The 7,710-nt window shown below is 60.1% G+C and carries 6 protein-coding genes and 1 pseudogene; 5 read left to right on the top strand and 2 right to left on the bottom strand.

What is annotated here, in order from left to right:
• Nucleotides 1–197 precede the first annotated feature (197 nt).
• The 4 genes from ACVWY9_RS13980 (at nt 198) to ACVWY9_RS13965 (ending at nt 6,117) form a co-directional block, all read left to right on the top strand.
• Complete coding sequence (locus tag ACVWY9_RS13980; protein ID WP_414424811.1) at nt 198–2,009, top strand: ABC transporter ATP-binding protein; 1,812 nt, start codon at nt 198–200, stop codon at nt 2,007–2,009.
• Nucleotides 2,010–2,212: 203 nt separating this feature from the next.
• Nucleotides 2,213–2,965, top strand: coding sequence for a response regulator transcription factor (locus tag ACVWY9_RS13975; RefSeq protein WP_414342492.1), 753 nt, complete (start codon nt 2,213–2,215; stop codon nt 2,963–2,965).
• 84 nt (nt 2,966–3,049) lie between these two features.
• Nucleotides 3,050–5,182, top strand: a complete 2,133-nt coding sequence (gene argZ / locus ACVWY9_RS13970; RefSeq protein WP_457389018.1) for a bifunctional arginine dihydrolase/ornithine cyclodeaminase — start codon at nt 3,050–3,052, stop codon at nt 5,180–5,182.
• Between the two features lie 68 nt (nt 5,183–5,250).
• Entirely contained in the window at nt 5,251–6,117 is an 867-nt protein-coding gene (locus ACVWY9_RS13965; RefSeq protein ID WP_457389016.1) for an SAM hydrolase/SAM-dependent halogenase family protein, read from the top strand.
• Here ACVWY9_RS13965 and ACVWY9_RS13960 read toward each other — a convergent pair.
• Both ACVWY9_RS13960 and ACVWY9_RS13955 read right to left on the bottom strand, forming a co-directional pair.
• Entirely contained in the window at nt 6,064–6,516 is a 453-nt protein-coding gene (locus ACVWY9_RS13960; protein WP_457389014.1) for an Hsp20/alpha crystallin family protein, read from the bottom strand. The genes ACVWY9_RS13965 and ACVWY9_RS13960 overlap by 54 nt on opposite strands.
• A 272-nt stretch (nt 6,517–6,788) precedes the next feature.
• A pseudogene (locus tag ACVWY9_RS13955) lies at nt 6,789–6,917 on the bottom strand (MerR family DNA-binding transcriptional regulator); the annotation flags it as partial.
• Between the two features lie 354 nt (nt 6,918–7,271).
• On the opposite strand from ACVWY9_RS13955, the gene ACVWY9_RS13950 reads away from it, so the two are divergent.
• Complete coding sequence (locus tag ACVWY9_RS13950) at nt 7,272–7,547, top strand: (2Fe-2S)-binding protein (protein WP_457389012.1); 276 nt, start codon at nt 7,272–7,274, stop codon at nt 7,545–7,547.
• Nucleotides 7,548–7,710 lie beyond the last annotated feature (163 nt).

Below are 7,710 nucleotides of genomic sequence, written 5' to 3'. Positions count from 1 at the left end.
CACATGGCCGGCACTGCGTTTTTAAAGGGCGTCGGCTACGGTCGGCGCTATCCTTCCCTGCCCTGAAGGACGGGGCTTGCCGCGCCTTTTGGTCAGCGGTGCGGAGCACTTTGGAGGCCAAGGCGGGGGCGGTAGTCTATAATCCTGCCAATTCCCCTAATGCGTTCGCGCCAGCGGTGCGGAGCACTTTCGTCGCCATGACTGAGGCTGTCTCTACTGCCGATTCTGCCTTGCTGACCGTACAAGGGCTGCGGGTTTTCTTGCCCAGCCGTGCAGCTGGCGAGCCCTCGGGATCCCCGGTGGTGGACGGGCTGTCTTTCCAGATCGGGATCGGCCAGACCTTAGGCCTGGTGGGGGAGTCGGGATCCGGCAAAACCATGACCGCCCTGACGCTGATTGATCTGCTGCCCAGCTCGGCCCGGGTGGAGGGCAAAATCCTCTTCAAGGGCCCCAACGGAACGGTGGACTGGCTGCAGTTGGATCCCCGGCAACGGCGGCGCTATCGCGGATCCCAGATCGCCATGATTTTCCAGGAGCCGAGCACCGCCCTCAACCCCCTCTACACCTGTGGCCAGCAGTTACAGGAAACCTTGAGGGCCAACACCTCCCTGAGCCCGGCGGAGATCCGCGCCCAAGCCATTCGCCTGTTTGAGGAGGTGCAGCTTTCTCCCCAGATGCTGGAGCGCTACCCTCATCAGCTCTCCGGCGGCCAAATCCAACGGGCGGCCATCGCCTGTGCCATCGCCTCCAATCCCCAACTGTTGATTGCCGATGAGCCGACCACCGCTCTAGATGTTACGGTGCAAGCGGAAATCCTGCGCCTGCTCTGGGAGCTGCAGCAGCACCGGCAGATGGCCATCCTCTTCATCACCCACGATCTCAATTTGGTGGCCGAACTGGCAGATCAGGTGGTGGTGATGCGCCGGGGCCAAGCTGTGGAACAGGGATCGGTGGAGCAGATCTTTCGGGATCCCCAGCATCCCTACACCCGCGGCCTGTTGGCCTGTCGCCCGGTGTTGGAGCGGCGGTTGCGGCGGTTGCCCACCGTCCAGGATTTTCTGGAAAAAGGGGGATCCCCAGAGGAGCAGTGGCAGCAGGTGGAGATCCCGGCTGCCGTTCGCGTAAGCGGGACGGAGTCCTTAGAGGAAGAACGGCTGCGCCGGCTGTACAGTCAGCCCCCCCTGCTGCAGGTGCGGGATCTGCGAACCCACTACGCCGTCCGTCGAGGGCCATTTGGCCGCCAGGTGGGCGAGATCCGAGCTGTGGATGGGATCAGCTTTGACCTCTACCCCGGAGAGACCTTGGGGCTGGTGGGAGAGTCCGGCTGCGGCAAAACCACCCTGGGGCGAACCCTGTTGCGCCTGGTCCGTGCCAGCTCTGGCCAGGTGATCTACGACGGCGAGGAGCTGCTCCGCTTGCCGCCCCAACGCTTACGTCGTCTCCGCCGCGAGATTCAGCTGATCTTTCAGGATCCGGCAGCCTCACTGGATCCGCGCATGAGTGTGGGAGCCAGCGTCATAGAGCCAATGGCCCTGCACGGGATTGGGAGAAATGCTGCTGAGCGACGAGCACGGGCCCAACGCCTGTTTGAACGGGTAGGGTTGGATCCGGAAGCGCTGGATCGCCTGCCCCACCAGTTTTCCGGAGGACAGCGGCAGCGGATTTGTATTGCCCGCGCCCTGGCCTCGGAGCCCCGCCTGATCGTCTGCGATGAGGCAGTGTCTTCCCTGGATGTCTCCGTGCAGGCCCAGGTGCTGAACTTGCTCAAGGATCTGCAGGAGGAACTGGGGTTGGCCTACCTGTTCATCTCCCACGACCTGAGCGTGGTCAAGTTCATGAGCGACCGCATCATGGTCATGAACCGGGGCCGCATCGAAGAGCTTGGCCCTGCCTCCCAGATCTACCAGCAGCCGCAGCAGGACTACACCCGCCGCCTCATCGCCGCGTTCGCGCCAGCGGTGCGGAGCACTTCCCCCAAAGGGAGATCCGTTCGCGATAGCGGGCCGTAGGCCTTAAAAACGCACCCATTTGCCCCAAACGGGTTGAAAAGTTTCCCCTGCATCCGGCTCCGGGCTGGGCAACCCTGCGGGTTAACTTCGCAGTAAGATTTGCAATGAGGCTAAAATTAAGTAAACTTCCAGTCGTAAAGCTTCGGCTCTTTGTTAGCACATTTAACAAAACGTTTTATCCGCAGTTTGGGCTGCAACCGGCTATGGCTCGCATACTCATTATTGAGGACGACCCTTCGATTCTGGATATCCTGCGCATCAATCTGGAGTTGGCGGGCTACGAGGTTGTGAAGGCCACCGATGGGGTGCGCGGACAAGCACTGGCTCTGCAAGTTCTCCCCGATCTGATCATCCTCGACCTGATGCTGCCCCAGGTAGATGGCCTGACCGTTTGTCAGCGCTTGCGGCGGGAGGAGCGCACCAGCGAGATCCCGATTTTGATGCTCACCGCCCTCGGCCAAACTCAGGATAAGATCGAGGGCTTTAATGCCGGTGCCGACGACTACCTGACCAAGCCTTTTGAGGTGCAGGAGCTGCTGGTGCGGGTGCGGGCCCTGCTGCGTCGCTCAGACCGGATCCCACAGGCGGCCAAGCATGGGGAGATCCTCACCTATGGCCCTCTCACGCTGGTGCCGGAGCGCTTTGAGGCGTTGTGGTTCGGCAAAACGATCAAGCTCACCCACCTGGAGTTTGACCTGCTCCACTGTCTGATGCAGCGACATGGGCAGACTGTTTCTCCAAGCGAAATCCTGCAGGAGGTGTGGGGCTACGAGCCCGACGACGACATCGAGACCATCCGTGTTCACATCCGCCACCTGCGCACCAAGCTGGAGCCGGATCCCCGCCACCCCCAGTACATCAAAACCGTCTATGGGGCGGGCTACTGTCTGGAGTTGCCCAACATTGCCGATCCCAGCCCACTGCAGCCAGAGCTGGCGAAAGATTCCCACAAATAATGATTCTTTCATGATTCTTGAGGATGCTGCTCACGCAACTGCTAATCTAGGGGATGCCCTGCTGCAGATTGCGCTCTGAGATCTATGCCTGGTGCCATTCGGTATTTGATGTGCCCACCCGATCACTACGAGGTGGACTATGTGATCAACCCCTGGATGGTGGGGAATGTTCACCGCTCTTCGCGAGAACGGGCGCTGCAGCAGTGGCAGGCTCTCTATTCGCATCTCTCGCAACGGGCGGAGGTGAAGCTGATCCAGCCGGTGCCGGGATGGCCGGATATGGTGTTTACGGCAAATGCCGGGCTCATCCTGGGATCCAAGGTGGTGCTGAGCCGTTTTTATCACCCAGAGCGGCAGGGGGAACAGCCCCATTTCAAGGCTTGGTTTGAGGAACAGGGCTACACCGTCTATGAGCTGCCGCCAGCCCTGGCTTTTGAGGGGGCGGGAGATGCTCTGTTGGATCGGGCAGGGCGCTGGCTGTGGGCGGGCTACGGCTTTCGCTCCATGTTGGAGTCTCACCCCTACTTGGCCAAGTGGTTGGGGATCGAGGTGTTGTCTTTGCGGCTGGTGGACGAGCGGTTCTACCACCTAGACACCTGCTTTTGCCCCCTCTCCGAAGGCTATTTGCTTTACTATCCACCGGCTTTTGATGCCTATTCCAACCGCCTGATCGAGATGCGGGTGCCCCCCGAAAAGCGGATCCCGGTTCAGGAGGCGGATGCCATTCACTTTGCCTGCAATGCCGTGGATGTGAACGGCACGATCTTGGTGAATCGGGTCAGCCCAGAGCTGGAAGCCACCCTACAGGAGCGGGGATTTGCGGTGGTGCAGACGGAGCTGACGGAGTTCCTGAAAGCCGGTGGGGCGGCCAAGTGCTTGACATTGCGCCTCGACGAGACGGTGGCTCCCCAAACCGATCCGGTGGCCACGGTGCTCAGCCGGACGGTGACCCTCCAGGGACACTTGGTGGACAGCGACCTGCTCACCAGAGCCGTCGATTGCATTGTGGACAATGGCGGCAGCTTCCAGATCCTCAAGTTTCAACTTGGGGAAAAACGGCAGAGCACTTCCACGGTGGAACTGGCCGTTTCCGCTCCCACCGAAGAGACCCTGGACACCATCCTCAGCGCCTTGATCGAGCAGGGGGCCCGTCTCTCGGAGGAAACCCAGCAAGATGCCCGTCTGGAGCGGGTAGAGAAAGCAGGGGTAGCGCCCGACGATTTTTATGTCACCACCATCTATCCCACGCAGGTGCGGGTGGCCGGCCAGTGGATCCCGGTGCAGCGGCAGCGCATGGATGGGGTGATCGTGGTCAAGGGATCCGATTGCAATGGCAAGACGGAGTTTTCAGCCTATTGCACCCTGATTCGAGATTTGCAGGTGGGGGATGCCGTGGTGTGTGGGGTGGAAGGGATCCGCACCGTGCGCCAGGCCAGCAAAGAGCGCTCTTCCCAGGAGTTTACCTTTATGGGATCGGGGGTCTCCAGCGAGCGGCGGGTGGAGATCCTGGTGGAGCAGATTGCCTGGGAGCTGCGGCAAATCAAGGAGCGGGGCGGCAAAACGGTGGTGGTGGCAGGGCCGGTGGTCATCCACACAGGCGGCGGATCCCACTTGGCTACCCTGATTCGGGAGGGCTATGTGCAGGCGCTGTTGGGGGGCAATGCCATTGCCGTTCACGATTTGGAGCAGAATCTCTACGGCACCTCGCTGGGGGTGGATCTGTCGCGGGGCACGCCGGTCAAGGGCGGCCACAAGCATCACCTCAAAACCATCAACCTCATCCGCAAGTACGGCAGCATCCGGGCCGCAGTGGAAGCGGGCGTGATTACCGGTGGGGTGTTCTACGAGTGCATTCGCGCTCAGGTGCCCTTCTCCCTGGCGGGATCCATCCGTGACGATGGGCCGCTGCCGGATACGGAGATGGATTTGATCAAGGCCCAGCAGGATTACGCACGGCTGCTACAGGGGGCCGACATGGTGTTGATGCTCTCCAGCATGTTGCACTCCATTGGAGCCGGGAACATGACGCCTGCCGGGGTCAAGCTGATCTGCGTGGACATTAACCCGGCAGTGGTGACCAAGCTGGCCGATCGGGGATCCCTGGAGTCGGTGGGGATTGTTACCGATGTGGGCCTGTTCTTGAGCTTGCTGGTGCAGCAGTTGGCGCGTTTGGGGCAGGTGTATGAGCGCCCGCAACCTGCTCTTGCTGCCCGCTAGCCACCCCATCCATAAGCGCTGTTATCTTTTGGGATCCTTAAACTGGGATCCTCAAGCCTCAAAAGGGTATGCCTTTTATTAGCCTGTTGACGGATTTTGGCCTGCAGGATCCCTATGTGGGCATTATGAAAGGGGTGATTCATACCCTTTCCCCACAGGCTCAACTCATCGACCTCAGCCATGGGATCCCGCCTCAGGATGTGGCGGCGGCTCGCTTTGCCCTGATGACGGCCTACCCCTATCTGCCGTCGGGCACCATTCACCTGGCCGTTGTGGATCCAGGGGTGGGGAGCAGTCGACGGGCGGTAGCCATCCAAACCGAGACGGGCTTTTTGGTCGGCCCCGACAATGGCCTGTTCAGCGGCGTTTTGGCCCAAACTCCGGCGCTGGCTGCTGTGGAACTCAACCGGCCCCGCTATTGGCGCACCCCCTCTCCCAGCCGCACCTTTCATGGGCGGGATATTTTTGCCCCGGTTGCCGCTCATCTGGCCAACGGGATCCCTTTGGCGGAGCTGGGGGATCCCCTAGACGTAGCAGAACTAACCCGCTGGGAGTGGCCGCCACCCCAGATGGAGACCAACGGCTGTCGCGGCCTGGTCCAGGCCATCGACCACTTCGGCAACGGCATCACCAACCTGCCCGGACAGTGGGTGGAAGGTCGAAGCTGGAGCGCCTGGATCAAAGGGATCCCCGTCCGCTCCGTGGCCACCTTTGCTGAGGGAGAAGTTGGGGAAGTGCTGGCCCTGGTGGGCAGCTCCGGCTGGGTGGAGATCGTGCAAAACCGAGGCAATGCCAGCCGGGCGCTGGATTTTAAGGTGGGAGATGAGGTGCGCGTGCAGTGGATCCTCACCCCCAGCCCCTCTCCCGAAAAGAGGGGGATCCTAGGCAGGTTGGCTTTCCACTGTCACGGCTTCCGTCGGAGTAGTGGGGTTTGAGGCGCCCACTTGGACTTTGATCACCCGCGCTGCGTCGGCTTTGGGCAGAGTGAGAGTGAGGATGCCGTCGCGATAGGTGGCCGAGACTTTCTCCGGCTGGATGCGGCGGGCCAGCTTGAGGATGCGTTGAAAAGGTTGGGGCTCCACTTCTTGGTAGCGCAATTCAGCACCTTCAGGGCCGTGAACCTGGATCTCGCCGCTGATGGAGAGCTGTTGAGCCGTGGCCTCGATGTGGAAGCGTTCCCGATTGGCACCGGGCACCCACAACTGGACGGTGTAGGCTTCGCCGCTCTCCCAAACCTGCAGAGGAGTGGGCAGGAAGGAGCGACAGCGTCCCCGGTTGGGCTCCGCTTGCAGAGCTTGTACCTCGAAAAGCGGGCTGAAGTAAAGAGTTGCCATAGTGTCTGATACATTTACGCTGAACACTACTGAGCATCACTGCTCAACGGCGCAGCGGTCGCATCCTGTCTATATCTGAGCAGGAAGGCGGTATCCCGCAAAGCCCTGAGGAATACCCCAGAGCACTCCCTCTTCACTTCCCGGCAACCGTTGCGGTTGACTCAAGGATCGGGGGGGGGGGGAGGCTTAGTCTAGTGTATCCCTCTCAATGACTTTTGTCAAACCGCCTAAAGCTCAGTAAATTCAGCAAAGTTCAGGATTTTGAAGGTTAGAAACATGCTCGCTCTACCAGATGGCGTACGTACTGCATTGATCCAACCTTTCTGTTCCCATCGCCTCAAAGTGTGGAGACACACCCCAAAATAATCCGCCGCTTCTCTCGGTTTTACATACCTAGCCATACCAAGCAGCCATACTGAACATACTGTACATTATTTTCAGTATAGTCCAGCGTATCATTGACTAGAGTCATGCTCCTAGGGTAAATAGGCTAAGTCATCAATGGAGTTGAGGGAAGCGAAGAGATCTCGGCAAAGAAGGCTTGGCCTGCACTTGGGATTTGAATTCACAAAATCCTGCTCTGATCATCCAAGAAAGCCATCCCAGCGAGGGAGGGCAAACCGATCTGCGATAGGCAGGATCCCCTCACCTCATGGGGAAGAGGGATGAAAACAAACAGGGCAATCCAATGGTTCACTCGAAACATTTTGCTCAAAACAGAATGGGGTAGATGTGAGTGAAAAAAGAAGACCGTTATGGATCCCACTCCCATTCCCATCCGATTTCAGGTGAACGGCCAACCCTATGGGCAGGTGGTTCCGCCGGGGATCACTCTGCTGAGCTTGTTGCGGGAGCTGGGCTGGGTGGGGGTACGCCGTGCCTGCGACTCGGGGGATTGCGGGGCTTGCACGGTGCTGTTGGAGGGGGATCCCGTCCACAGTTGCCTGTACCCGGCGGCGCGCTTGCAGGGCCAAGCCATCACCACCATCGAGGGGTTGGCCAGAGGCGGGGAATGGGATCCGCTCGCGTAAGCGGGACGGAGTCCTTTGTCGCTACGCGACGCTAACGCGAACGCGTAAGCGGGACGGAGTCCTTGCATTTCACCAAATTTTCGGGCTGGAGGCCCGCACCATAGCCGCAGGCTTGGTGTCGGGAGGAAAGCCCTCCTCCATATAGGTTTGCTGGTCAAAAGTC

Source organism: Thermostichus sp. OS-CIW-31, from assembly GCF_054060305.1.
The sequence above is the reverse complement of the archived record's forward strand: the minus strand, read 5'-3'. Positions and strand labels throughout refer to the sequence as shown.

Excerpts from the sequence above, each read along its gene's own strand:
- ACVWY9_RS13960 (WP_457389014.1), bottom strand. The coding sequence starts at position 6,516 with ATGGCAACTCTTTACTTCAGCCCGCTTTTCGAGGTACAAGCTCTGCAA.
- argZ (WP_457389018.1), top strand. The coding sequence starts at position 3,050 with ATGCCTGGTGCCATTCGGTATTTGATGTGCCCACCCGATCACTACGAG.
- ACVWY9_RS13950 (WP_457389012.1), top strand. The coding sequence starts at position 7,272 with ATGGATCCCACTCCCATTCCCATCCGATTTCAGGTGAACGGCCAACCC.
- ACVWY9_RS13980 (WP_414424811.1), top strand. The coding sequence starts at position 198 with ATGACTGAGGCTGTCTCTACTGCCGATTCTGCCTTGCTGACCGTACAA.
- ACVWY9_RS13975 (WP_414342492.1), top strand. The coding sequence starts at position 2,213 with ATGGCTCGCATACTCATTATTGAGGACGACCCTTCGATTCTGGATATC.
- ACVWY9_RS13965 (WP_457389016.1), top strand. The coding sequence starts at position 5,251 with ATGCCTTTTATTAGCCTGTTGACGGATTTTGGCCTGCAGGATCCCTAT.